Origin of the sequence: Porphyromonas sp. COT-290 OH860 (assembly GCF_000768935.1) — a bacterium.
Lineage (GTDB): Bacteria > Bacteroidota > Bacteroidia > Bacteroidales > Porphyromonadaceae > Porphyromonas.
Map to the genome: position 1 here is coordinate 1 of NZ_JRAR01000043.1, position 25741 is coordinate 25741.

Consider the following 25741-nt stretch of genomic DNA (forward strand, 5'->3'; position numbering starts at 1 on the left):
TTGCAAAGATAGAGCAAAACTTTATTACAAACCAAATATTACAGCAAAATATTTTTACTACACTCCACTAAAACACAAACAAAACAATAAATATCAAACAATTAGAACCGAAGAAAAATTTGCAGAAAAACCACACACGACAGCAACAAGAGCGAAGTATAGCACCCAAATCAGCCAAAGAGCAGGTCGCCTACAAACAAAAGAGCAAGGCTAAAGTAACCATCACTCCACAATGCTCAGTACGGCTGACTATCCCTCAAGGGCACATTAGAGCTGCAAACCCTCGCCTCAACTAATGCTTCGCAAACAAAAATCTCATAGGAAGCCCCCATACAATCGGAGGGAATTATTCTCTAGATCTAACCTTGCTCTATATAGAGGCAACTTATCTCTATGTAGAGCAAGGTTAGATCTACATAGAGCAAGGCTAGATCTAAAAAATTGGAAGTACCATAAGGTATCTCCAAGGCTTTACTCCTAGTATATGCTAACTCATAGCACCTTTTATTGCTCGCCAAATATCCCGAGCTATGGCATACCCTTCTCTTAACCTCATTCCTAGGTAAATCCTCCTGTTCCATAATCGAACTCACAAGTAGGACTCTCGAAGCTCGACTGATTAGCCTCAAATCGTAGTACCCAAATCCTCTATTCATTTCAAGGGGAATAAACAAGGACTTCAGAATTCAGAAGATAATCACATGACAAACGGCCTATTACACATAAAATTAGAAAACAAATATTTCAGAAACCTCGAAACGACATTTCAGTTTCATACACATCGGACAAACAAAAACCCTCCCCCGCCCTAGAGGACGGAGGAGGGTTTTTCCTTTATCGTTTGGCTAGTGGTAGACTACCAGCTAGCTTTCTTAACGCCGGGGATCAGACCAGCAGAGGCCATTTCACGGAACTGAATACGTGAAATACCGAACTGGCGCATGTAACCCTTAGGACGACCCGTCATGCTGCAACGATTGTGCAGACGAACAGGCGAAGCGTTCTTAGGCAGAGCCTGAAGACCTTCGTAGTCACCAGCTGCCTTCAGCTCAGCACGCTTAGCGGCATACTTAGCCACGAGCTTAGCACGCTTCTCTTCGCGTGCCTTCATTGATTCCTTTGCCATGTCTTAGTTACCTTTTTTTGCGTTCTTGAATGGAAGACCGAACTCCTTGAGCAGAGCGTAGCCTTCTTCGTCGGTAGCAGCACTCGTTACGAACGTGATGTTCATACCGAGAATCTTGGTGATGCTGTCTAGGTTGATCTCAGGGAAGATGATCTGCTCGCTGATACCTAGGGTATAGTTACCACGACCATCTAGCTTGCTCTCGATACCCTTGAAGTCACGGATACGTGGCAGAGCGATACGCACGAGACGCTCTAGGAACTCGTACATCTGCTCGCGACGAAGCGTTACCATCACACCGATAGGCATCTTCTTACGAAGCTTAAAGTTAGAGATGTCCTTCTTAGACACCGTGGCCACAGCCTTCTGACCAGTGATAGCCGTGAGCTCAGCGATAGCTACGTCGATGATCTTCTTGTCACCTGTAGCCATACCAAGACCTTGGTTGATCACGATCTTCTTAAGCACGGGCACCTGCATACGGCTCTTGTAGCCGAACTGCTCAATGAGGGCAGGAACGATACGCTCCTGATACTCCTTCTTAAGACTTGCTGTATTGCTCATTACTTAATTTCCTCCCCAGACTTTTTAGAATAACGTACTAGTTTGCCAGCTTCGTTCAGCTTGCGGCCGATACGAGTAGCCTTACCCGTCTTGGGGTCTACCACATTAAGCTTAGCAATGTGGATAGGAGCTTCTACCTTCTCGATGCCCCCCTGTGGGTTCTTAGCACTGGGCTTAGCGTGCTTGGTGATGATACCTACACCCTCTACAATAGCCTTCTGCTTGTCCACAAGAACCTCTAGCACACGGCCAGTCTTGCCCTTGTCGGCACCGCTGAGGACTACTACAGTATCGCCCTTCTTGATATGTAACTTACTCATTTCTGATTCGCTTTTATTATAGCACTTCGGGCGCCAGTGAAACAACCTTCATATTCACGGTACGAAGCTCACGAGCCACAGGGCCGAAAATACGGCTAGCACGCATGTCGCCAGCAGCATTTAGGAGCACACAGGCGTTATCGTCGAAGCGGATGTATGAACCATCGGCACGACGCACTTCCTTCTTCGTTCTTACGATGAGTGCCTTAGATACAGTACCCTTCTTGAGATCGCTCCCGGGGATAACGCTCTTCACTGACACTACGATAACATCACCGACAGAGGCATAGCGGCGACGAGTACCACCGAGTACACGGATACAGAGGGCTTCCTTAGCTCCGCTGTTGTCGGCAACTACGAGTCTTGACTCTTGTTGTATCATAATTACTTAGCTCTTTCGATAATATTAACTAGTCTCCATCTCTTGGTACGGCTGAGAGGACGAGTTTCCATGATACGTACAGTATCACCGATGTTACACTCGTTCTTCTCATCGTGAGCGTGGTACTTCTTTGTCTTATTTACGAACTTACCATAGATCGGGTGCTTCTCCTTCCACTTAACGGCGACCGTAACGGTCTTGTCCATCTTGTTGCTAGAAACAACGCCGACGCGTTCTTTTCTTAATCTTCTCTGTTCCATTGGGTCACCCATTAATTATTGTTGAGTTCGCGCTCACGAAGAATGGTCTTCATCTGAGCAATACCACGACGCATACGGCGGATCTCAGCCGGATTGTCTACAGGTGATACGGCATGATTAACACACTTCTGCGTGTATGCAGCCTCTTCGGCTACGATACGCTCCTGCAATTCAGCCGTAGTTAGAGCCTTAATTTCTGCTAATTTCATTGCTTATTACAGGTTAGTGTTAGACATATCATAGTCACGACGCACTACGAACTTAGTCGTTACGGGGAGCTTCTGCGCAGCTAGACGGAGAGCTTCTTTGGCAACTTCGTAAGAAACGCCTTCGATCTCGAACAGCATACGACCGGGAGTTACGTTGGCAACGAAGCCTTCTGGAGAACCCTTACCCTTACCCATTCGGACGTCGGCAGGCTTCTTGGTGATTGGCTTATCTGGGAAGATGCGCACCCACACCTGACCTTGACGCTGCATATAACGTGTAACGGCGATACGCGCAGCCTCGATCTGACGACCAGTGATCCAGCGTGTGCCGAGAGACTTGATTCCGAAAGAACCGAAGGCCAGCTGGTTGCCACGCATGGCGTTGCCCTTGGCGCGACCCTTCTGGACTCTTCTAAATTTAGTTTTCTTTGGTTGTAACATTTCTTCTTTTCTTCGTTAAATGTTAGCGATTGCCTCTTCTTCCACCACGGTTGCGACGACCGCCATCACGGCGTCCACCGTCTCTCTGAGCCTTGGGCTGTGCGAAGTTGGGAGCTAGGTCACGCTTCTCGTAAACTTCACCCTTACAAATCCACACCTTGATACCCAAGATACCTACCTTCGTCAAGGCTTCGGCGCGAGCGTAGTCGATGTCTGCACGCAGTGTATGCAGAGGCGTACGACCCTCCTTATACATCTCGCTACGAGCGATTTCCGCTCCGTTGAGACGACCAGACACCTGTACCTTGATACCTTCTGCTCCGGTGCGCATTGCAGAGGCAATAGCCATCTTCACTGCACGACGATAGGCAATCTTTCCTTCGAGCTGGCGAGCGATGTTGTCTGCTACAATAGCAGCATCGATCTCGGGCTTACGTACCTCGAAGATGTTGATCTGAACATCCTTGTTCGTGATCTTCTTAAGCTCTTCTTTGAGCGTATCTACATCCTGACCACCCTTGCCAATTACGACACCGGGGCGAGCAGTGCAGATCGTGATTGTAACGAGCTTAAGTGCGCGCTCAATAACGATGCGAGAAACGCTTGCCTTAGCCAGACGAACATTCAGATAGCGGCGAAGACGATAATCTTCAAGCAGCTTTTCGCCATAGTTATTGCCACCATACCAGTTGGAATCCCATCCGCGGATGTATCCCAAACGATTTGCTATTGGATTAATCTTTTGTCCCATCTGACTAATTAGTTATTTTTTGTATCCACGAAGATCGTAACGTGGTTTGAACGCTTACGAATTCTATATCCACGACCCTGTGGAGCTGGACGCATACGCTTGAGGGTAGCAGCACCATCCACGAAGATACGTGTGATGAAGAGCTCACCATCCTCTGCCTTACGTTCATTCTTTTGTTCCCAGTTTGCGATAGCCGAGCGAAGGAGCTTCTCTACACGTGCAGAAGCCTCCTTGTTGGAGAACTTCAGTACGCCTAGGGCACGGTTCACTTCCATCCCACGCACCATGTCTGCTACAAGACGCATCTTACGAGGCGACGTAGGCACGTTGCGCAGAGAAGCGAAGTAAGTGCTCTGGAGCGCTTCCTTGCGAGCTTCGGCTGACTGTCTTTTTCTTGCACCCATTTTCTCTTAATAATTTATTATTTAGATACCTGAAGTGTGATCTTACTTCAGCCGATTACTTCTTCTTGTTACCACCGTGACCACGGAAAGTACGCGTAGGAGAGAATTCACCTAGCTTGTGACCTACCATGTTCTCCGTTACGAAAACGGGGATAAACTTATTACCGTTGTGCACCGCAATGGTGTGACCCACGAAATCGGGGCTGATCATTGAGGCACGTGCCCATGTTTTGATGACTGACTTCTTGCCACTCTCATTCATCGCCAAGACCTTCTTCTCGAGCTTGAGATTAATATATGGACCTTTCTTTAGTGAACGACTCATAATTCTGTTGGATTAATCAATTACTTCTTACGTCTTTCGATGATGTACTTAGAAGAATGCTTCTTCGGAGCACGTGTCTTCAGACCCTTAGAGTAGAGACCAGTGCGAGAACGTGGGTGTCCACCCGATGCACGTCCTTCACCACCACCCATTGGGTGATCTACTGGGTTCATAACTACACCTCGGTTGTGAGGACGACGGCCGAGCCAGCGAGAGCGACCAGCCTTACCGCTGCGCTCTAGAGCGTGGTCGCTATTGCCTACGCTACCGATAGTAGCCTTACAAGCAGATAGGATACGACGCGTCTCGCCCGAAGGCATCTTAATCACAACATATGTTCCTTCACGTGAAGTCAGCTGAGCAAATACACCGGCAGAGCGAACCATCTTGGCACCTTGACCAGGACGGAGCTCAATGTTGTGGATAATAGAACCAACCGGAATGTTTGCAAGAGGTAGGCAGTTACCTACCTCGGGGGCAGCTTCTGCACCCGACATCACAGTCTGGCCAACCTGCAGACCATCAGGAGCGAGGATATAAGCCTTAGCTCCGTCTACATAATACAGCAGAGCGATACGAGCTGTACGATTGGGATCATACTCGATGCTCTTAACTGTAGCAGGGATGCCATCTTTGCTTCTCTTGAAGTCGATAAGACGAAGCTTCTGCTTGTGACCGCCACCGATATAGCGCATAGTCATCTTACCGGTGTTGTTACGACCACCAGACTTCTTCTTACCTACTACGAGAGACTTCTCTGGTGTGCTTGCCGTGATGGTATCAAACGCACCAATAACTTTGTGTCTCTGCCCCGGCGTTGTGGGCTTCAATTTACGTATAGCCATTTCTTAGTTTAGATATTTGCGTAAAAGTCGATGGTCTGACCTTCTTGTAGCGTAACCACTGCCTTCTTGAACGCAGCAACCTTGCCACGTAGTAAACCACTCTTCGTATAGCGAGCCTTGCGCTTACCGCTATAATTCATCGTGTTTACGCTTTCGACCTTTACATTATACATAGCTTCGATAGCTTTCTTGATCTCGATCTTGTTGGCATCAGGAGCAACGCGGAAAGCGTAACGCTCGGGCATCTTCTCCGTGATGGCTGTCATTTTTTCCGTAATGATCGGCTTGATGATAATTCTCATTGATAGATACCTCCCTATTATGCCTTAAATTGTTCGTTAATCACAGCTACAGAAGCCTCCGTCAGAATGAGCTGCTTGCAGTTGAGCACAGCGTATGTGCTAAGCTGGCGAGCGCTCAGAAGGAGAGCTGTAGGAATGTTGCGAGCAGAGAGAGCCACATTGTCGCTGATCTGGTCAGCTACGAAGAGAGCCTTCTTGCCTTCTACATTCAGAGCCTTAGTTAGCTCTACGAAGTTCTTAGTCTTTGGAGCTTCGAAGTCGAAGTTCTCAACAACCGTAATCGCACCAGCTGCTAGCTTGTGTGCAAGTGCAGAGCGACGAGCTAGCCCCTTGAGCTTCTTGTTGAGCTTGAAGCTATAGTCACGTGGGGTAGGACCGAATACACGACCACCACCTACAAGCAGAGGAGAGTTGATATCACCACGACGAGCACCGCCGCCACCCTTCTGACGGATGAGCTTGCGCGTACTACCAGAGATTTCACTACGCTCCTTAGACTTGTGGGTACCCTGACGTTGGTTAGCAAGATACTGCTTTACATCCAAGTAAATAGCGTGATCATTGGGCTCGATGCCGAATACAGCATCGTCGAGGACGATCTTGCGACCTGTGTCTTCACCCTTTATGTTAAATACACTTAGTTCCATTTACTTTTCGATTACGACGATTGAACCTTTAGCACCGGGCACACTACCCTTAACGAGAAGGAGGTTGTGCTCGGGCATTACCTTAATCACTTCGAGGTTCTGAACCGTTACACGCTCATTACCTGTCTGACCGGCCATACGTGTTCCCTTGAATACCTTAGCAGGATACGAGCACGCACCTACAGAACCGGGAGCACGAAGACGATTGTGCTGACCGTGGGTAGCTTGACCTACACCACCGAAACCATGGCGCTTAACAACACCTTGGAAACCTTTACCCTTTGAAGTACCAACAACGTCTACGAAGACGCTATCCTCAAAGAACTTCACATCAATCACATCGCCTAGATTGTACTGACTACAATCAAAACCCTTGAACTCGGCCAAGTGTCTCTTGGGGCTCACACCAGCCTTGGCATAGTGACCCTGAAGGGGCTTGCTTGTGTTCTTCTCCTTTGCATCAGAGAAGCCAAGCTGTAGCGCTTCATAGCCATCCTTTTCCAAGGTCTTGATCTGCGTAACCACGCAAGGACCTACTTCAATAACAGTGCATGGAAGATTCTTTCCCTCGGCACTGAAAACGGATGTCATTCCGATTTTCTTTCCTAATAAACCTGGCATTTCAGTTTCTATTTATTAAACTCACACTTTGATTTCAACTTCTACACCGCTAGGAAGCTCTAGCTTCATTAGCGCATCTACAGTTTCGGCTGTAGAGTTGTGGATGTCGATTAGTCTCTTATAAGAGCTTAGCTCAAACTGCTCACGAGACTTCTTGTTTACGAATGTTGAACGGTTCACCGTGAAGATGCGCTTATGCGTTGGGAGCGGAATTGGACCGCTCACCAGTGCACCAGTAGCCTTCACAGTCTTTACGATCCTCTCGGCAGACTTATCCACGAGCATATGATCGTAAGACTTCAACTTGATTCTAATCTTTTGGCTCATATATCTTATACTGGGGTATTTACTACTTAATCAAATCTACACGACCACCTACTTCCTCAAGTACTGCGCGAGCGATACCACTAGCCACCTCTGCATAGTGAGAGAAGGTCATAGAGTTGGTAGCACGACCAGAAGTAATCGTACGAAGCTGTGTCACATAGCCGAACATCTCCGATAGGGGCACCTTAGCCTTAACTAGTGTAGCACCACCGGGCGTAGAGTCCTGACCCTCGGGTAGACCACGACGCTTGTTAAGGTCACCAATCACAGAACCGATATAGTCGTCTGGAGTTTCGACCTCGAGGTGCATGATAGGCTCGAGTAGCACGGGACCTGCCTGAGCGCAAGCACTCTTGAAAGCCTCACGAGCTACGATCTCGAACGAAAGCTGGTCAGAGTCTACTGGGTGGAAGCTACCATCAAGCAGCGTTACCTTCAGCTTATCTACCGCATAGCCAGCAAGCACACCATTCTTCATAGCGTTCTGGAAGCCCTTCTGTACAGATGGAATGAACTCCTTGGGCACGTTACCACCCTTCACCTCATCGATGAACTGTAGATCGCCCTCGAAGCCTTCGTCTGCAGGCTCAACACGTACAATGATATCAGCGAACTTACCACGACCACCAGTCTGCTTCTTATAAACTTCACGCAGCTCCACTGGACGTGTGATAGCCTCCTTGTAAGAAACCTGTGGCTTACCCTGATTAGCCTCAACCTTAAACTCACGCTTCAGACGGTCGATGATGATCTCAAGGTGAAGCTCACCCATACCACTGATCACAGTCTGACCAGTCTCTTCGTTGGTCTGCACACGGAATGTTGGGTCTTCTTCGGCTAGCTTAGCAAGACCTACGCCTAGCTTGTCGAGGTCCTTCTGTGTCTTAGGCTCGATGGCGATACCGATCACAGGATCTGGGAATGTCATTGACTCCAGAGTGATTGGGTTGTTTTCGTCGCAAAGTGTATCACCCGTACGGATATCCTTGAAGCCTACACCAGCACCGATGTCACCACAGCCAATTACCTCCATAGGGTTCTGCTTGTTTGAGTGCATCTGGAAGAGGCGAGAGATACGCTCCTTCTTACCGCTGCGAGAGTTGAATACGTATGAACCAGCGTGTAGCTCACCAGCATATACACGGAAGAAGCACAGACGACCTACGTATGGGTCTGTAGCGATCTTAAACGCAAGTGCTGTAAGAGGAGCCTCTGGGCTAACCTCACGCTCAATGACTTCGTTCTCATCATCTGGGCTAGTACCCTTGACTACTGGGTAGTCTATTGGGCTTGGCAGATAAGAGCAAACAGCATCTAGCAGAGGCTGAACACCCTTGTTCTTGAATGAAGAACCGCAGAGCACTGGGTTGATCTTCATGTCGATCGTACCCTTACGTAGAGCTACGCGGATTTCGTCTTCTGTGATCGTAGAAGGATCGTCGAAGAACTTCTCCATGAGCACATCGTCGCACTCGGCAAGAGCCTCAAGCATCTTCTCGCGCCACTCCTCAGCCTCAGCTTGTAGCTCAGCTGGGATATCTACAATGTTGTAGTGCTGACCCTGCTCATCACCTTCCCATACAAGACCCTTCATAGTCACTAGATCGATGACGCCTTGGAACTTCTCCTCCTGACCAATAGGGATCTGAATGGGCACTGGGTTAGCACCTAGTACCACACGAATCTGACGCACTACTTCTAGGAAGTTGGCACCAGAGCGGTCCATCTTGTTCACGTAGCAGATACGAGGGACACCGTACTTAGTAGCCTGACGCCATACTGTCTCGGACTGTGGCTGCACACCACCTACCGAGCAGTATGTAGCGATCACACCATCAAGCACACGAAGCGAACGCTCCACCTCTACAGTGAAGTCTACGTGCCCCGGAGTGTCGATCAGGTTGATCTTATACTTGGTATCGTTGTAGTTCCAGAATGTAGTCGTAGCGGCAGATGTGATCGTGATACCACGCTCCTGCTCCTGCTCCATCCAGTCCATCGTTGCGCCACCATCGTGCACTTCACCGATCTTGTGAGTAAGACCTGTGTAGAAGAGAATACGCTCAGACGTAGTTGTCTTACCTGCGTCGATGTGCGCAGAGATACCGATATTACGGGTTAGTTCTAGATGTTTATCGTTTGCCATATCCGTGCTGTATTAGAATCTGAAGTGAGCGAATGCACGGTTAGCCTCGGCCATACGGTGCATATCTTCCTTACGCTTGAAGGCGGCACCTTGGCTATTGTAGGCATCCATAATCTCAGCAGCGAGCTTATCGGCCATAGTCTTGCCACCACGCTTGCGTGCGAATAGGATGAGGTTTTTCATAGAGATAGACTCCTTGCGCTCAGCACGGATCTCAGTAGGCACCTGATAGGTAGCACCACCGATACGACGGCTCTTCACCTCTACCTGTGGTGTAATGTTGTCCAATGCTGCTTTCCAAACCTCAAGAGCAGTTTTTTCTTCCTGCTGTGACTTGCCCTCTACAATCTTGAGAGCAGTGTAGAAAATATCGAAGGCAATACTCTTCTTGCCATCGTACATCAGGTGATTAACGAACTTAGTCACCTTCACATCACCAAATACGGGATCAGGAAGCACCTGTCTCTTTTTGGGCTTTGCTTTTCTCATTGTCGTTTAAAATTTCGTTTTGTCGATTGGTTGCTGTCTTCTTCTGTCTTCAACGCCCTCGCTAGGGCATTTACTCAACCTGTTTTTAGCCTATCCAACGAACTCAAAACTGGTTCTTAAATTATTGTTTGCCGCACCGTCTGCGACTCGGGGCGCTTGCGCCCTATTCTCTTTGGTTAGCCGAGAGCAAACTACTTCTTCTTACCCTTAGCTGGAGCTGCGGCTGCCTGTCCGGGCTTAGGACGCTTAGCACCATACTTAGAGCGACGCTGCGTACGACCATTAACACCAGCTGTATCAAGCGTACCACGCACAATATGATAGCGCACACCGGGGAGGTCCTTAACACGACCACCACGCACGAGTACGATGCTGTGTTCCTGTAGGTTGTGACCTTCTCCGGGGATATAAGCATTCACTTCCTTAGAGTTTGTCAAACGAACACGAGCTACCTTACGCATAGCTGAGTTTGGCTTCTTAGGCGTAGTGGTGTACACACGCACACACACGCCACGACGCTGAGGGCAAGCATCTAGAGCAGGGCTCTTACCCTTCTCTACGATAGTCTCGCGACCCTTTCTAACCAATTGTTGAATTGTAGGCATCTTTTCTTTTAAACTATTATAATACTGTTACTTATCCTTATTCAGTATCGGCGAAGCGACCTATCGGCACACTCCACACGGCTTGCAAAGGTACACATATTTTTCAATTTAGCAAAACCTAACAGCAAGATAACCACACGGGTAGCATACACTCCATACAGCACAGACTACCTGCATATACACCCCCACTCAGACACGACACTAGAAAAAAGTGAGAAAAAGCCATGCCCCAACATAATCCGAATACAGGCAACTCGGGAACAACAATGAACAGCAACAGATTTTCACAGTTTAGTAGAGTTTTAGCGTCTTACGGGGGGAAGCCCCTACGAATGGGGGCGAAAAACAGCAGACCGCGTATTTGGCCTCTAGAAGGCTCTAGGTTGCGTCCGACCTCGTTTTGGCACTTAGTGTCCCAGCCGAATAAAGATAACCGCTTAAAACGAACAATCCACAAACAACTAATAACTAGATACATAAAACACTCATCAAGCTAATTTTATGCTTTCGTGTCACACTTTTGGGGATTTCTCCCCATCAATTTCCTCGGATTAGTGGACACATCACCCAGTATTAACCCACCAACCCCAAAAAGTCTTCCCATTAATTTGCTCAACAGTCGCCTCAATCTTCCCAAACCTCCCTGCCGTCCGGCTAAACCTTCACCTAGTCTATTTACATTTCATAACACAAAAGGAGCAAAATCGCACCCTAAATCTTTCCGAGTTTGTAGCGGCGGCGTGTGCTTCGTCGCCGCCCGACAGGCGGAACAAATCCCCCTTCTTTGCAAGAGCAAAGCCAATAATCATCAAGCGTAGCTGAGGTTACTCCGTCTTATAGGGCTGAGGCGCCACATATATATGGTGGGCAGAGCGAAGCCGTAAATCTTTGCTGTATTTTCGTAGATACGTTTGCAAATCAACAAGCCCTAGCCCAATAAAAATCCTACGGTGTACGCTGCCCCTAGCCTTCACCTCTAACCTAGAGAGCCATGCCTCAGAGGCGAAGCAACCAGACATCAAACCCAGTATCACACTCTTCCTAGTGGACGATATGGGGTGGCAGAACTGCTCGCTTCCATTCACAGATACCCCCCACTAGGCTAAACTCTACCTACCGAACACCCAACCTAGAACCAAACCTCTCGGAGCAAATAGACCTATCGGCTCGCTACCTTAGACACACGCTGACTAGCTAGACGGCTACCCCAAAGGCTCAAGGCAGCAAATGCCCAGCGCCCATACGCCATACGAGAGGCCAAGCCAACGATATTGCCTTAGCCCAACGGCACACTCTAGGCTAAGCATATCCCTTCAACTCATTGGTAGCTAAAAGATGTATGATTATTGCTAATTTTGTGGACTAAGATTTTCGGAGCAATATGGCTGATAACAATAAGAAAGCGCCTCGAGGGGCGAATAAATCCACAACAAGTAAGAAAAAAAATAGCGGGGGCTCACTCTTCAAGCGTCTACATCGTGGTACGGGAACAATATCCAAGAAAATCATGGATAATATGCGCAACGGCCGCCTGACCATAGTATTCGGCTTCTTGATTGGCTTCTTGACAATCAGTTCTCTGCTAGCGATGACCTCCTTCCTCTGGACAGGTGGTCAAGATCAGAACCTCATCAACGCAGCTATGGACGCAGAGGGGCTGGAGGTGAGTGGGCAGAAAGCCCGCAATGCACTAGGCATCATCGGGGCACGCTGGGCAGACACGCTCTTCAATGACCTATTCGGGTGGGGGACCTTCCTCCTGATGGGCTTCTTACTATACTTGACTTACTTCCTACTATGGCATCATCGCAAGGGGGGGCTTCATCTGCTCAAGGTCTTCGTGCAGATGGGGTTCTGGACGGTATGGACCTCTATCTTCGCCGCTTCGCTACAGAAACTCTTCTCGTCCGACAGCTATCTACTATGGGGTGGCGAGCAGGGAGATATGCTTGTGCGTAGTATCCAGCGCAACTTCGACACCCTTGGTCTAGTTGTCGTGCTCATCGTGAGCCTACTCGTAGGGCTGATACTGATGAGCGACCGAGTATTCGCCGCCGTCAAGGAGCCACGCCTACCAGATGTAGATGCTATACCAAGGCCGAAAAAAGAGTGGCTAGAGCGCTTAGCTTTCTGGAAAAGGCTTGACGAAGAGAATAGCCATGAAGAGGCGAACGAAGCTCTAGAAGAGATCACTGAGCACCCAGCACAGCAGCCTTCGTATACCGAACCCAATCACTTAGCCGAGGAAGCCGAGGAAAAGCCTGTGCCCGCTCCTATAAATAGGCCAGTGCCCCCTACCCCAACCCGTAGCGTCGAGAGCCCAAGCGGTCTAATCATCGAGGAGGCTCCCAAGGACGACCTCATCGAGGTGGCGCACCGGCCAGAGCATCTGGCTCCCGGGCTACAATACGAGCATTACCACCGCCCCAGCATCGAAATGCTCCGTGAACACGAGCAGGGTGCCAAGGCGCAGAGTGTGGACGAGATTGAGTACAACAAGCAGCGCATCATCGACACGCTAGCTAGCTTCAAGATGCGTGTGACGCCCTACAAGGCGACGATCGGCCCTACCGTAACCCTCTATGAAGTCATTCCCGATCAGGGCATCAAGGTATCTCGCATCAAAACGATGGAGGACGACATCGCTATGGGGCTCAAGAGCGAGGGCGTACGCATCATCGCCCCAATGCCGGGCAAGGGGACTGTCGGGATCGAGGTCCCCAACTCTACACCACAGACCGTGTCGATGCGCACGATCTTGGCCTCACGCAGATACAACGATCTGCTCGATGAGATGGCTCTACCCATCGGCATCGGCAAGACCATTACCAATGAGCCATTCGTCTTTGACCTCGCCAAGATGCCACACATGCTCATCGCTGGGGCCACAGGGCAGGGTAAGAGCGTCGGGCTAAACGCTATGATTACCTCACTGCTCTACAGCAGACGCCCCGAAGAGCTGAAGTTCGTACTCGTAGACCCCAAGATGCTCGAGTTTAGTGTGTACGCCCCTCTAGAGCGTCACTTTATGGCCAAGCTGCCCGATGCCCAAGATGCCATTATCACCGATATGAGCAAAGTGGTGCCTACACTCAACTCGCTCTGCGTAGAGATGGACAACCGCTACCGCTTGCTTACCCAAGCCAAGGTGCGCAACATCAAGGAGTACAATGCTCAAGTCAAGGCAAACATCAACGTCGCCCTACATCAAGGAGAGCTGATGCCCTACATTGTCTTGATCGTCGATGAGTTTGCCGACCTGATCATGACCTCGGGCAAGGAAGTCGAGCAGCCGATCGCTCGCCTAGCACAGAAAGCACGTGCGGCAGGTATCCACATGGTTATCGCCACACAGCGTCCGTCTACGGACGTCATCACGGGCTTGATTAAGGCAAACTTCCCTGCACGTATTGCTTTCAAGGTATTCTCCATGGTAGACTCACGTACCATTCTCGACTCACCGGGAGCCAATCAGCTCGTCGGTCGTGGGGATATGCTCTTCTATCAGGGCAAGGAGATGGTACGTATTCAGTGTGCTTTCCTCGACACGCCCGAGACAGAGCAGATTGTAGGCCACATATGCGCTCAGGAGGGGCCTGCCGCAGCCTATCAGCTACCCGAGTACGTACCCGAGGGTGACGAGGGAGGCAAGAGCTTCGACCCGAACCAGAAGGACAGCCTATTCGACGAAGTTGCCAGACTGGTGGTCAATAGCCAAGTCGGCTCAACGAGCAATATCCAGCGCAAGTTCAACATCGGCTACAATCGTGCGGGTCGCCTAATGGATCAGCTCGAGGGAGCGGGTATAGTTAGCCCACCCGATGGCAGCAAGCCTCGCGAAGTTTATATCAAGGATATCGCTTCTCTGGAGCATCTGCTCGAACAGCTTAGATAGGAAAGCCTCAGGATCAAGAGGAAATATCGAAGCACCCGAAAGCGTTAGATAGCTAGAAATATATCAAAACAGACGAACATGAATAAGATAAACAAGGGGCTACGCCGTGGCCTCGGCAGATATATGGCCCTAGGCGTGCTCCTATTGGCTACGGCCCTTGGGGCTTCGGCGCAGATAAAGCCTAGCGAACTGATGCAGCGTGCCGAGCGTGCGCTCTATGGTGTAGGCAGCAGCATGGCGGACTTCACCTCGGTCTACTACGACCACAAAGGACAGGAACAATCGTCGGTCAAGGGTCGTATAACCCTGCAAGGGGAGAGCTTCCGCCTAGAGTATGGGGCCATCACGGCCGTCTATGCGAATGGCACACTCACATATTACAATGCCGAGGAGGCAACGCTTACCCTTAGCCAGCCAACTCAGGAGGAGCTGCTGCAAATTAATCCGCTCCACTTCCTACGTTCACGAGGCAAGGGCTACAAAGTGGAGACACTCCCCGCCAGCAAATCAACCGAGATCCTAGGCTTCACGCCCAAGACAAAGAGCGAGATGCAACAACTGGAGGTAAGCTTCCTGCGCAGTAGCTCCGTGCCTCACGAGGCTGTAGTGATCGGCAAAGATGGATCACGTCTAGTGGTACGCATCGCTGATCTGAAACACCAGAGCGCACAGCCTGCGGGCTACTTTGCTCTAACGGCAAAACAGTTCCCCGGCTGCGAAGTCGTGGACATGCGCTAGAGAGCACCTCTCGCTCCTTGGCCCTAGGGGAGGCTAACCAAGGAGCCTAAGACAACAACAATAGATGAATACAAGAATACAAGAAGTACTGAAGAAGTTTTGGCATCGACATGGTGTCGAAGGGGGGGCGTTTCGTGCGGCGTTTTTCGACATGGATGGTGTACTCTTCGACTCGATGCCTGCACACTGCCGTTCATGGCTCGAGACTGCTCACTCTGCTGGGCTAGAGATGAACGAGCGAGATGTCTATATGTTTGAAGGGCAAACTGGCGGATTTACGATCAATCTGCTCTTTCGCCGCACACATGGCAGAGAGGCGACAGAGGAGGAGCGCAAAACGATTTATCAAACGAAAAGCAATCTATTCGGCCGCTACAATAGTGGTGCCTCTATCCCCAATGCAGATGCCGTGGTTGCGGCCATGGGAGGCCTAGCACGTGTGCTGGTAACGGGCTCATCTCAGCCCTCTCTACTGGGCAAAGTACAGCAGGCCTTCCCAGATGCTTTCGCTCCCGAACGCATGGTTACGGGGTTAGATGTGCGCCTAGGCAAACCAAACCCAGAGCCTTATCTGATGGCTCTTGCGAAGGCCGAGGTACAACCATGGGAGGCTCTTGTGATTGAGAACGCACCCATGGGTGTTCGTTCGGCACATGCCGCAGGCTGCTTCACCATAGCTGTGAACACGGGACCTCTACCCGATGACGAACTATGGGAGCAGGGAGCCGATCTCGTCCTACCCAATATGCAAGCATTGCTCGACTTACTACCAGAGCTTGGCATCAAGCAACCATAATCCCCCCAAAGAGCGGCCACAATCGCTCTGCAATAAAACATAAAAGGCGCATCGAGCTCGCTCGATGCGCCTTTTATGTTTGGTCGATTACCGAAGTTGCTTACTTCACTTGTACCTTATATACGGCTGATTTTACCTTAACGAGGTAAGCGCCAGAGGCTACAGCGACCTTGTGCGATGCTCCTTGCGTAGCCACACTTGCCACTAGTTTACCTGCGAGGGTGTACACCTCAACCTGAGTACCTGCTTCAACACCTTCTACGATGACAGCACCTTCGCCAGCCAATACCTTAGCCTTGGCTACGTCTACGCCATCAACTGCGGTATTCTTGACGAATACAGCCTCAATCACATAGTCAGTATCTACGGGAACATTAAAAGATGTATGCTCAGGATTACCTGCAATTGCCAAGAAGTTAACCCCATTCATCAGCAGCTCTGACAGCTTGTATCCCTTTGCAGGTACACACTTGACAACGATAGTTTCATTGGCTTGCACCTTGTCACCTGACTTAACCTCAGAGCCGTCTGACTTATTCGTAATGCTGAGTGTACCTCCCTCATTGTTCTTGACACTATAGGTTACAGTATATGCCTTAGCAGCGGCTTCCTGAGCCTCTACTACGACAGTCGTATTCTCCGTAACGGTGAGTGCGATCAAGTGATTTTCATCTAGATCCTTTAGGCGTTCTTTGTTGTTGACCTTGAGGCTTGTCAGCTCGAAACCCTCCTTGGCATTCACGAATAGATAAACCCTAGTGCCACCTTCTACTCGGTTGCCCACGGGGCTGTCATCATCTAGAGCAGTAACAACCTCTACTTTCGTATTATCAAACTGAACCTTGAATTCATAAGTCTTAGGAGCGAAGACCACCTTGATCTTTGTATCCTCCATAATATCGACTGAGATGAAATCCGTGTCCTCCATTTCGCCGATCTTCTCAACGTCATTAACGAGGATGGAGATTGGTTCATAGTTTTCTTTTGCCCTCACAATTACCCAAAGATCGGTGTCCTTAGCTATGGGCTTAGAAATATCAACCTTCTCGCCAGTTTCAACATCCTCAAACTCTACCTCTCCCTTGTTTGTGTCATACTCAACAGTTACCATAAACTCATCTGCTGGTACAGGAGGCGTTTCCTTGCTGTGAATGTTAATCATGAAGTCGCAGATAGTACCACGGTTAGCAGAAAGGCTGTTTGATCCATCAGCCGCTCCGGGATTACCGCAAGGATTGATGTTATCCCAGTCAGCCTTGAAGCGGACGTAAGTCAAACCAGTATTTGCACTCTCTGGAATTGTGAATACTGGTAGCTTACCACCATTAAATACATCTCCCTTAGGAATGGTTTCGCCTAAGCTATTCTTAAAATCTCCTGTACCATTCTTACGATAGTGTGTGTAAGACACAAGCTCTGTTTGTTCATCAAACACCCCGTCTTGGTTGTAGTCGATATAGAGATAGAAGTGCGTCCAGTGCAAGTTGTAGAAGGTTGGCGCAACATTCAGCTGATCCCCCTTGGTAGCCTGCAGGACAGAGGCAGTCTTATCGAAGTTGATTTTTGTCTGTGCAGTAGCATTTGCCCCCGCTACTTCCACGGTGAAAGTCTGAGCTTCGCCGCCCTTAGTAGCACCAGTTATTGGCAACGTACGTACAACGCGGTCTGTACCTCCACGCTTCTTCGCAACCTCATCCCACTTACAAAATGCTGAGTAGTCTGCCTGTGCGTTGGCTGGCAATGACATTGTACTAGCTCCCAAAAGAGCCATAGCCGCTAATAAGTAACGCTTCATAATCATTGATAATCGTTAAATAATTTATTAAATTAAGTTTATTCTGGGTCAAAGATATGAAAAATATCAACCAAACATCATCTATATCCCCGAAAATTAAATTCAACCACCCCATCCTTCAAGATATATTAAGGTTTAAGCACCCCTGATATCCACAAACATCTACTAAATACGAAGACCAAGTCCGAGCTTATATTCGGACTTGGCCTTCGTAGAGCATTGTAGATCGCAATTCATTTCACCCACAATGCTCTTTAGGGGATATCGAAGAGCTTTATGCTCTACGAACTCTCGAGATACGCTCGCTACCCTTTGAGGTCCTCAAGCAGGATACGTACGGCAGCTTCTAGCTGAGTGTCCGTACCCTCTAGTGCCTTTTTCGGATCGAGCGGAATGCGTACATCGGGTTCGAGCTGCTTATTCTCGAGATAATCTCCCTCGGCAGTACGATAGCCTACGGCTGGGATACCGAAGTAGAGGCTTGGGTCTTGCAGGGTCACCCAGTTCACACTCGTCATCGTGCCGGGTACTGGCATACCTACGACCTTACCAATCTTCAGCTTCTGATAGACCCAAGGTGTGCCGTGGGCATTGCTATAGTCATCCTCGCAGACCAGCATAATGGAGGCATGGTTCCAGCGTCGGCTAGGCATCTCGCAGTAATCCTTGCCTCGGATCTCCTGCTGGAGGTACTTCTTACCCGTGAAGAACACCTCTATATCCTCGTGCAGACGCCCACCACCGTTGTGTCGAATGTCGATGACGATCCCCTTACGTCCGTAATAACGTCCGAGCACGTCGGCATAGGCAGTTCGGAAGCTAGGGTCGCCCATCGAGGGGATATGCACATAACCTAGCTGACCACCAGAGAGTCGCTCTACGATCTCGGCACGCTGCTTGACCCAACGTTTATAGAGAAGCCTCTGCAAGGCTCCCGAGCTGATGGGCTTGACGATCAGATCAAGTGTCTTGCCTGCCTCGGCAGAGCGATAGGTGATGAGCATACGTTTGCCCGCCTTGCCGTTGAGCAGGGGGAAGTAGTCCATACCAGCCTTAATCTCCACGCCGTCGATTGAGAGCAGGGTATCTCCCTTTTTCATACGGGACTCGGAGATGTCTAGCGGGCCACCTGCTACCACCTCGTCCACCACTAGACCGTCCTGACCTCTAGAGGGGGCGAAGAATAGGCCTAGCTCTGCCGTTGGCTTAGCGGCAGAAGAGCCTCGGTAACCCGATCCAGTGTGCGACACGTTAAGCTCGCCGAGCAGTTCGCTAAGCATCTCGGCGAAGTCGTGATTGTTGTTGATGTGTGGCAGATAGCGGCGGTAGTACTTGGTGAGTGCAGGCCAGTCCACACCGTGCATATCACTGCGGTAGAAGCGAAGCCCCTGCTCACGCTCCACTTCGTCGAACATGGCTACTCGCTCGTTTGCCCTATCTAGGTCTAGCTCTGCCGAGAGGCTGATGGCCTTGAAGCTATCGTCCTTGGGATTGAGCTTGCCCGACTGATCGCCAAGCACGAAGACAGACTTACCCTCCTTGTCGGTGGCGAAAGCAACGCTCCCAGCGTCCATCTTCTTGAGCAGTTTGGTCGTCTTCTTACGCAAGTCATGCACCCATAGGTCATACTTCTGCTCCACACTCGAGAAGTAATAGAGTTTCTTGCCGTCTGGGCTTAGGATAGCATCGCCTAGGTCCGAGGAGTTCGGGGTCAGGCGGACGTGTCTGTCCTCAATGTTGTCCCACTCGATCTCGATACTGGGGGTGCTGGCCTTGGGCTTATCTTTTCCGCCTTTCTCCCCTTCTTTAGCTTTCGCTTCTTTGGGCTTATTCAGCTCATGCTCCTCCTCGGTCATCTTGTACTGCTCGTAAGCCTTACGGTTGAGGAAGACCATCATCACGTCGGCAAGCGAACCCCAAGAGGCATGGTTGCGCATACCATACATATCGGTACGATAGATAAGGGCATTGCCATCGGCAGACCAACGGGGACTGTGAGCGAAGTAACCGCTGTTCGTTAGGTTGCGAACAGGGCTATCGCCATTGGCCGCTACGATCCCCACGTCATAGTAAGGGGCGTGCGCACGAGCTACGTAAGATAGGGCAATCCATTTGCTATCGGGCGACCACGCATACTCGATAGCTCCCGTACCGTCGTGCATCGTACGCTCGTCCGTCAGCTCTCGGAGCTTACCCGTGGCGAAGTTGTAGACGGCCAGCACCTTTCTATTGAGGACGAAAGCGATCTCTCTGCCGTCTGGGGAAAACTTAGGATAGGCCTTCTCTCCCTTGATGCTAGGCAATAGCTTCGTTTCCCTAACCAGAGTCGCATTGGCGAAGTCTGGATCTTGCTCACGCACTATCTCGGCCTTGTAGAGATCGAATAGCCCATCACGTGCGCTGGCATAGACTAGAGAGCGGCTATCCGAGCCGAAAGTCAATCCACGCTCTACGGCAGGAGTGGTGGTGATGCGCTTAGTTGTCTTATGATCGGCGGAGGAAACAAATACCTCGCCTCGGAAGGTGAAAGCGATGAGTTTGCCGTCTGGCGATACCTCTGTATCTCGGACCTCTCGCCCAGCCTTGAGGCTAGCTAGCTCTGTGTCCTGAACATCGTTGATAATCCTGACGGACACAAGCTGTGGAGCTTGCCCCGGCATCATCGTATAGATCTGCCCCGCATAGCCGAAGCAGAGTTTGTCCTCTCGAGAGGCTGAGAGAAAACGTACTGGCTCTCCCGTGAAGTTGGTCAATGCCGTGGGCTGGGTGGACGAGAGGCCAAGGCGATAGACATTCATCGTCTTACCCCCCTGCTCACTTAGGTAGTAGATATGCTTCTTGTCTGCACTGTAGACTGGGTTGCGGTCTTCGCCTGCGTTGTGGGTGAGCTGACGGAAGGTCTGCCCCTTGGGGTCATACTCCATAATATCTCTAGCGATCGAGGAGGTATGGTGCTTGCGCCATTCGTTCTCCGCCCCCTTATGGTCGTGATAGAGTATTTTACCCTCGGCCGTTACCGTTGCATATTCGGCAGGTATACCGAGCAGAAGCTCTGGGCGTCCTCCCGTCGTGGCTACTTGGTAGAGTTCTGTTCGCCCTTTGCTAGGGAATAGCGTAGACTTGGCTTCGTCTTGAATTTGTGCTTTGAAGACGATGTGCTTGCCGTCTGGGGTAAAGGAATAGGGCGTTTCTGTCCCCGAGTGGGTCGTCAGCTGACGGGCTTGGCCACCCTGTGCATGCATCAGATAGATATTCACGCCGAGCTTATTACGATCGCTAACGAAAGCGATCTGCTTGCCGTCGGGCGACCAAATAGGACAGCTATCATAGGCCTCGTGGGCAGTTAGTCGCTTAGCCTCGCCTCCAGAGGCTGGCACGGTATAGATATCCCCCTTGTAAGTGAAAGCAATCTGCGTCCCGTCGGGCGAGATACTCGGATAGCGGAGCCATAGTGGCTCCTCGGCTGCCGTCGCTGTACCCAAGGCACTTGAAGCGATGATGCAGACCATCAGTTTCTTTAGATTCATAATGCTTCGTTGTAACTTAAAAATATCTGTACACAAAACTAGGAAGACTTTTTGGCTCCCTCTGCAGCCTGCGAGGATAATTAGCTACCGAAGCTCGGTATATAGCACAGAAGAAATTGCACTCGTATGGACAAATAGTTCTTTTGGTATAAACAAAAAGTTGCCAACGCACGTACAAAAGCTACAAACCAAGCCTTGGGATATACATTTCCAACCTTGAAATATATAAACCAAACCTTGAAATGTATATCTCAAGGCTTAGTTTATAATTTTACTAGGCAGAGAAATAAGTTTTTCTATGTAGTAGCACAACTTTATTTGCCTACGCCACCAGATTTTCCCCCTAGGCAAAGTGCAACTTACACGTAGGATCACGACAAGAAGCTCCTCAAATCCGTTAGACTCTTGCTGGCTCTAAAAGTCAGTCGGTAGTATAAAATAGCCAAATTCTGCACTATAACTGATGTTTTTTCATCATTATCTGTGCAGAATTTGGCTGTTTAGTGGCTTGATGTAGGGAGTATCGGGGCGGATTTATGGGCTAGGGAGGCCTCAATCCATAGAAAGTGATTAAACCTTTGAGGGCAAACCTTTTCTATCTTTGAAGTATTCATAAGTATAGGAACATCATCATTCTGCATATATGATCCTCAACTTCGACTTCAATGGCGCATCAACTTCGTCACTCAGTTCGGCAGAGCTAGAAGCCCTTCGCTCGGCGTATCTAGAGAGCTTCCCCGCAGACGAACAGCGTCCGTGGGAGCAAATCCTTAGCCCTATGGCCGAGGAGTTTCGCTTCGTCCCCATTTGCGACCAAGATGAGGCACTGGGCTTCGTAACACTCTGGGTACTGGGTAAGGTCGTCTACGTAGAACATCTCCTCACGCTCCAGCAGAGCCGAGGCAGAGGCCTAGGGACTAGGGTCATTGAGAGCATACTTGAGTATTGTGGTGAGCGCACACTAGTGCTAGAGGTCGAGCATGAGGGAGCTAGTGATATGGCCAGCCGACGGATCGGCTTCTATCGTCGCCTTGGGCTAAGCATTCAACCCATCGACTACCTCCAACCGCCCTATACAAGCGAGGGGGCGGCCGTTCCGCTACATCTGATGTGTAGCAAAGACCTCCCCCTATCCGACCTTGAGCAAATCAAGGCCGATCTATATAGGTATGTATATCGAGCAGAAATAGACTAGAGCATCAGGCTCAACGTCGAGCCTACACGCCAGAGCGGATCGGAGAGAGCTATCACCCTCTGGCCAGCCACAATCCGCCAGCTTTTGGGGGCATACTGATAGGAGCCATAGAGGCTGAGGCTCATACGCTCGGCAAACTGCCAGCGTGGCGAGAGGCTAACCCCTAGCCCAACACCTCTACGACTCTCTAAGCTATACCCAATAGGCTCATCGAGCGTCTGTGGCGCCTTAAACGCAACAAACCCACCAGCATCGACAAACAACCGACGGGGCAGCAACTCCAGAGTTCTCCCCCAGCCCAAGCGCAGGCTCAAGGCTCGTGCTCGCAAGCCAACGTCCTTGCCAGCCTCGGCATCAGCAAGTGACCAATCGTGTACGTCTGCACCCAACTCAGCCTCCGCAAAGTACCCCCTAGGCGAATAGCCCCAGCGAGCACCTACACCAAGCTGAGTAGTACGGTGCCGAGCTGTCAGCCCCTCTTGAGAGAATCGATCTGTACTATGCCCATATCTCAGGGGCATATAGAAGCTAATATCCGCTCCCTCAATCAACCCATCGTATGGAGCGCCATAGCTCGGCCTACGACCATAAACCACGTCCGAGAGCCAATAACCGAACTTCCCACTTAGATAGCCTAGAGCAGCCCCAGTGACTACATCACCAATCCAGTGTCGATTGTTGAGGATACGCCCTATACCCGTAGCAGAGGCGGCAGTATAGGAGAGCACAGAGAGCCACGGATAGCGTGCTCCATACTCCTGATGCAGTAGTGTCGCTGAGGTAAAAGCCATAGCCGTATGCCCCGAGGGGAACGAATTGTGGCTAGAGCCATCGGGCCGAAGCACCCCAGTAGTCGTTTTGATTGCATAAACAATAGCCAGCATAGAAGCCGTGGCTATGGCATCGGCTAACGCCATCTGACCTAGACTGTGGCTACTCCCCTCAACCCCCCAGAGGCGCATACCGATTTGGGCGGCAAGAGGCGCGAACTGCATATAGTCGTCGTAACGATTGTGGAAGGCTGGCACATGCGCCATACGCAAGTGGCGCACCTCGTGGTTGTAGAGATTATAGCCGACACCTATCGCTAAGGCAGGTAGAGCACGCCCCATAGAGCGCAAGAGCGGATGTGGCGCCGAGGGACTCAACCGTAGACTATCGGCAAGCATCTGGGTTGAGAGCCCAAGCCCCTCGGAAGACCGGCCAAGAGGCTCCAACAAAGGGAGTGACCCAACCTGCGGCATCACCTCAACTGCGCCAAGAGAAATAAGGCTTAGCCAAAGGCTACCAGCGACCGATAGCAAGCGTCTGCCAGTGATATTCATCAGTTATTGTATTGGGAAGATCGTGTGTGACCATCAGTATTGTACTATCCTTGGGAGCGAGCTCGGAGAGTAGCCCTCCGAAGAGCTCCTTATAGCTTCTATCCAAGAAGCTCATGGGCTCATCTAGCACGAGGAGCTCGGGACGAGCTGCCAAAGCACGAGCCAGCAAAATGCGCTGTAGCTGCCCACCACTAAGCCGCCCAATGGGTTCACGCGCATACTCAACTAGATCAATCGCCTCAAGCAGCTCCGAGATACGGTCATTTCGCTCACTCTGCCCAAGCGTTGTCCCCTGCAACCCCGAGGCAACGACCTCATAGGCATCTATCGGGAAGGCTCTATCAATGCGATTGATCTGTGGCAAATAGCCGATACTTGGCCGAGCAGCAGGACGGCCGTCGGAGCCATAGTACGAGAGCTGCCCACCCCTTATGGGGAGCAGCCCCAGCAGCGTCTTGACCAGAGTGGTCTTACCTGCCCCATTTGGCCCTACGATTGCCCAATGCTCTCCCCGAGCGACCTGCCAAGAGAAAGCATCAAGAACGGGCGTTTCGGGATAGCCAATACTGGCTCTATCAAACGAGAAGAGCAAACCGCCCTTAGCTCCTTGCAATACCTCCCTATTCATTGCTTAGAGCCGATGTAATCAGACGTAGCTGCTCTCCCCAATCTGCGCCAAGCGGATTGATCTCTACCTGCTTAGCTCCCAACTCCTCGGCTACGCTCTTGGCCAACTTCTCGTCAAACTCCTTCTGGATAAACACAGTCCTCACGCCAAGCTCTCTCGCCGTCTGAATCAACGTCTGTAGCTGCATGGGGGTAGGCTCCTTGCCGTCTTGCTCGATGACAAGCTGACGCAAGCCAAATTCCTCCGCAAAATCTGTGAGAGAGGGGTGAAAAATAACGAACGCCCGTGAGGGAGCCTTGGAGAGCCTCTGCCGGGTTTCCTGCTCAAGCGCAACAATCCGCTCCTGCAAGGCTAGATAACCTGCCCGATATACGCTATCGCCGACAGGATCGAGGCCACGCAGAGCCTCGTAGACCTGTTCCGACATCTGCCTAATACCACGTATGCCCGTCCAGTAGTGCGGATCATGGTGATGCTCATCTGCTGCGTGTAAACAAGCTCCCCGCAGCGAAATCAAGCTAAGTTCTGGGTACAACTCCCCTATACGACTGAGCCAGCTACGTTCAAAACCAAGATCTCCTACATAGAGATAAGCAGAAGCTCTGGCCAATGCAGCCAGATCCCGCGGCGTAGGCTCATAGCTCTCGGGGGTATTACCCTGAGGCAATAAGGTGATAACCTCTACCCGATCACCTGCAATCTCCTCGACCAAACTAGCCGTAGGGGCAATGGTAACCGCCAACCTAAACTTATCGGACTGATAACTCCCCCCTCCGACACAGCCGCCAAGAAAGAGAGCACCCAGAAAAAGCACCGTAATATAACGTATCATTGATTCGTCCATACCATTATTATTATGTAATATATTGGACAAAGATACTAATCATAGAGCAGTATCCACCGACTGCTAGCCCTTTTCTAACCCTCGAAGCGACAACACAGAGCTACGTTTCACGTGGAACACACCCACAACCTCCAAGAAGAGACCGTTGCACGGCATTTTGCCTGTTTTCGGTTAGAAACATTGTATATATCTCTGATTATTACTATCTTTAATATGTAATTAACTGTATTGACA

General features: G+C 50.4%; 28 protein-coding genes. 5 read left to right on the plus strand and 23 right to left on the minus strand.

What is annotated here, in order from left to right; translation table 11 throughout:
• A partial coding sequence (locus tag HQ41_RS09715) for a hypothetical protein (protein ID WP_044188478.1) occupies positions 1 to 214 on the plus strand: 214 nt, incomplete at its 5' end.
• A gap of 642 nt (positions 215 to 856) precedes the next feature.
• On the opposite strand, the gene rpsN is transcribed toward HQ41_RS09715, so the two are convergent.
• From rpsN to rpsL, 18 genes are all read right to left on the minus strand, one after another.
• Positions 857 to 1126, minus strand: coding sequence for a 30S ribosomal protein S14 (gene rpsN, locus HQ41_RS04455; RefSeq protein ID WP_044188481.1), 270 nt, complete (start codon positions 1124 to 1126; stop codon positions 857 to 859).
• Between the two features lie 3 nt (positions 1127 to 1129).
• Entirely contained in the window at positions 1130 to 1690 is a 561-nt protein-coding gene (gene rplE / locus HQ41_RS04460) for a 50S ribosomal protein L5 (RefSeq protein WP_044188483.1), read from the minus strand.
• The gene (gene rplX, locus HQ41_RS04465; RefSeq protein ID WP_044188485.1) at positions 1690 to 2010 is read right to left on the minus strand and encodes a 50S ribosomal protein L24; all 321 of its coding nucleotides are present in this window, start codon (positions 2008 to 2010) and stop codon (positions 1690 to 1692) included. Before rplX ends, rplE begins: the two co-directional genes overlap by 1 nt.
• A 16-nt stretch (positions 2011 to 2026) precedes the next feature.
• On the minus strand, positions 2027 to 2392 hold the full coding sequence (rplN, locus tag HQ41_RS04470; RefSeq protein ID WP_044188487.1) for a 50S ribosomal protein L14: 366 nt from the start codon (positions 2390 to 2392) through the stop codon (positions 2027 to 2029).
• Between the two features lie 2 nt (positions 2393 to 2394).
• Positions 2395 to 2652: a 30S ribosomal protein S17 gene (gene rpsQ, locus HQ41_RS04475; RefSeq protein ID WP_044188529.1), complete on the minus strand. Its 258-nt coding sequence runs from the start codon at positions 2650 to 2652 to the stop codon at positions 2395 to 2397.
• 11 nt (positions 2653 to 2663) lie between these two features.
• A complete protein-coding gene (gene rpmC, locus HQ41_RS04480) occupies positions 2664 to 2861 on the minus strand; it encodes a 50S ribosomal protein L29 (protein ID WP_044188490.1) in 198 nt (65 codons plus the stop codon).
• 6 nt (positions 2862 to 2867) lie between these two features.
• Positions 2868 to 3302, minus strand: a complete 435-nt coding sequence (rplP, locus tag HQ41_RS04485; RefSeq protein WP_044188492.1) for a 50S ribosomal protein L16 — start codon at positions 3300 to 3302, stop codon at positions 2868 to 2870.
• A gap of 22 nt (positions 3303 to 3324) precedes the next feature.
• Positions 3325 to 4053, minus strand: coding sequence for a 30S ribosomal protein S3 (gene rpsC / locus HQ41_RS04490; RefSeq protein ID WP_044188493.1), 729 nt, complete (start codon positions 4051 to 4053; stop codon positions 3325 to 3327).
• An 8-nt stretch (positions 4054 to 4061) separates the two neighbouring features.
• On the minus strand, positions 4062 to 4457 hold the full coding sequence (rplV, locus tag HQ41_RS04495) for a 50S ribosomal protein L22 (RefSeq protein ID WP_044188495.1): 396 nt from the start codon (positions 4455 to 4457) through the stop codon (positions 4062 to 4064).
• A 55-nt stretch (positions 4458 to 4512) separates the two neighbouring features.
• A complete protein-coding gene (gene rpsS / locus HQ41_RS04500) occupies positions 4513 to 4782 on the minus strand; it encodes a 30S ribosomal protein S19 (RefSeq protein ID WP_044188497.1) in 270 nt (89 codons plus the stop codon).
• A 20-nt stretch (positions 4783 to 4802) separates the two neighbouring features.
• Positions 4803 to 5627, minus strand: coding sequence for a 50S ribosomal protein L2 (gene rplB / locus HQ41_RS04505; RefSeq protein ID WP_044188500.1), 825 nt, complete (start codon positions 5625 to 5627; stop codon positions 4803 to 4805).
• Positions 5628 to 5635: 8 nt separating this feature from the next.
• Positions 5636 to 5929 carry a 50S ribosomal protein L23 gene (rplW, locus tag HQ41_RS04510; RefSeq protein WP_044188503.1) on the minus strand — a complete coding sequence of 98 codons (294 nt, stop codon included), beginning with the start codon at positions 5927 to 5929 and terminating at the stop codon, positions 5636 to 5638.
• A 17-nt stretch (positions 5930 to 5946) separates the two neighbouring features.
• A complete protein-coding gene (rplD, locus tag HQ41_RS04515; RefSeq protein ID WP_044188506.1) occupies positions 5947 to 6576 on the minus strand; it encodes a 50S ribosomal protein L4 in 630 nt (209 codons plus the stop codon).
• On the minus strand, positions 6577 to 7197 hold the full coding sequence (gene rplC / locus HQ41_RS04520; protein ID WP_044188508.1) for a 50S ribosomal protein L3: 621 nt from the start codon (positions 7195 to 7197) through the stop codon (positions 6577 to 6579).
• Between the two features lie 21 nt (positions 7198 to 7218).
• Positions 7219 to 7524 carry a 30S ribosomal protein S10 gene (rpsJ, locus tag HQ41_RS04525; RefSeq protein WP_044188511.1) on the minus strand — a complete coding sequence of 102 codons (306 nt, stop codon included), beginning with the start codon at positions 7522 to 7524 and terminating at the stop codon, positions 7219 to 7221.
• 22 nt (positions 7525 to 7546) lie between these two features.
• Positions 7547 to 9670, minus strand: a complete 2124-nt coding sequence (fusA, locus tag HQ41_RS04530; RefSeq protein ID WP_044188516.1) for an elongation factor G — start codon at positions 9668 to 9670, stop codon at positions 7547 to 7549.
• A gap of 12 nt (positions 9671 to 9682) precedes the next feature.
• A complete protein-coding gene (gene rpsG, locus HQ41_RS04535) occupies positions 9683 to 10159 on the minus strand; it encodes a 30S ribosomal protein S7 (RefSeq protein ID WP_044188519.1) in 477 nt (158 codons plus the stop codon).
• Positions 10160 to 10350: 191 nt separating this feature from the next.
• Positions 10351 to 10764: a 30S ribosomal protein S12 gene (rpsL, locus tag HQ41_RS04540; protein ID WP_044188521.1), complete on the minus strand. Its 414-nt coding sequence runs from the start codon at positions 10762 to 10764 to the stop codon at positions 10351 to 10353.
• Positions 10765 to 12145: 1381 nt separating this feature from the next.
• Here rpsL and HQ41_RS04545 point away from each other — a divergent pair.
• The 3 genes from HQ41_RS04545 to HQ41_RS04555 all read left to right on the plus strand — a co-directional run bounded on the left by HQ41_RS04545 (position 12146) and on the right by HQ41_RS04555 (position 16193).
• Entirely contained in the window at positions 12146 to 14659 is a 2514-nt protein-coding gene (locus tag HQ41_RS04545) for a DNA translocase FtsK (protein WP_052405283.1), read from the plus strand.
• 78 nt (positions 14660 to 14737) lie between these two features.
• On the plus strand, positions 14738 to 15397 hold the full coding sequence (locus tag HQ41_RS04550; protein ID WP_052405284.1) for an outer membrane lipoprotein carrier protein LolA: 660 nt from the start codon (positions 14738 to 14740) through the stop codon (positions 15395 to 15397).
• Positions 15398 to 15461: 64 nt separating this feature from the next.
• Entirely contained in the window at positions 15462 to 16193 is a 732-nt protein-coding gene (locus tag HQ41_RS04555) for an HAD family phosphatase (RefSeq protein ID WP_044188523.1), read from the plus strand.
• A 100-nt stretch (positions 16194 to 16293) separates the two neighbouring features.
• Here HQ41_RS04555 and HQ41_RS04560 read toward each other — a convergent pair whose 3' ends face one another.
• Together HQ41_RS04560 and HQ41_RS04565 are read right to left on the minus strand one after the other, a co-directional pair.
• Positions 16294 to 17988 (minus strand): GEVED domain-containing protein, encoded by a 1695-nt coding sequence (locus HQ41_RS04560; protein ID WP_152567341.1) that lies wholly within the window; start codon positions 17986 to 17988, stop codon positions 16294 to 16296.
• Between the two features lie 305 nt (positions 17989 to 18293).
• Complete coding sequence (locus HQ41_RS04565; RefSeq protein WP_152567342.1) at positions 18294 to 21515, minus strand: S41 family peptidase; 3222 nt, start codon at positions 21513 to 21515, stop codon at positions 18294 to 18296.
• 643 nt (positions 21516 to 22158) lie between these two features.
• Here HQ41_RS04565 and HQ41_RS04570 point away from each other — a divergent pair.
• Positions 22159 to 22710, plus strand: a complete 552-nt coding sequence (locus HQ41_RS04570) for a GNAT family N-acetyltransferase (RefSeq protein ID WP_052405285.1) — start codon at positions 22159 to 22161, stop codon at positions 22708 to 22710.
• Here the strand turns inward: HQ41_RS04570 and HQ41_RS09300 are convergent.
• Genes HQ41_RS09300 through HQ41_RS04585 form a run of 3 tightly spaced genes read right to left on the minus strand, consistent with a single transcriptional unit; the run spans position 22707 to position 25495 of the window.
• A complete protein-coding gene (locus HQ41_RS09300) occupies positions 22707 to 24035 on the minus strand; it encodes a phosphatase PAP2 family protein (RefSeq protein ID WP_081964756.1) in 1329 nt (442 codons plus the stop codon). The genes HQ41_RS04570 and HQ41_RS09300 overlap by 4 nt on opposite strands.
• Entirely contained in the window at positions 23995 to 24663 is a 669-nt protein-coding gene (locus tag HQ41_RS04580; protein ID WP_081964757.1) for a metal ABC transporter ATP-binding protein, read from the minus strand. The genes HQ41_RS09300 and HQ41_RS04580 overlap by 41 nt, the downstream gene beginning before the upstream one ends.
• Complete coding sequence (locus tag HQ41_RS04585; RefSeq protein WP_044188527.1) at positions 24656 to 25495, minus strand: metal ABC transporter solute-binding protein, Zn/Mn family; 840 nt, start codon at positions 25493 to 25495, stop codon at positions 24656 to 24658. Before HQ41_RS04585 ends, HQ41_RS04580 begins: the two co-directional genes overlap by 8 nt.
• Positions 25496 to 25741: the final 246 nt, after the last annotated feature.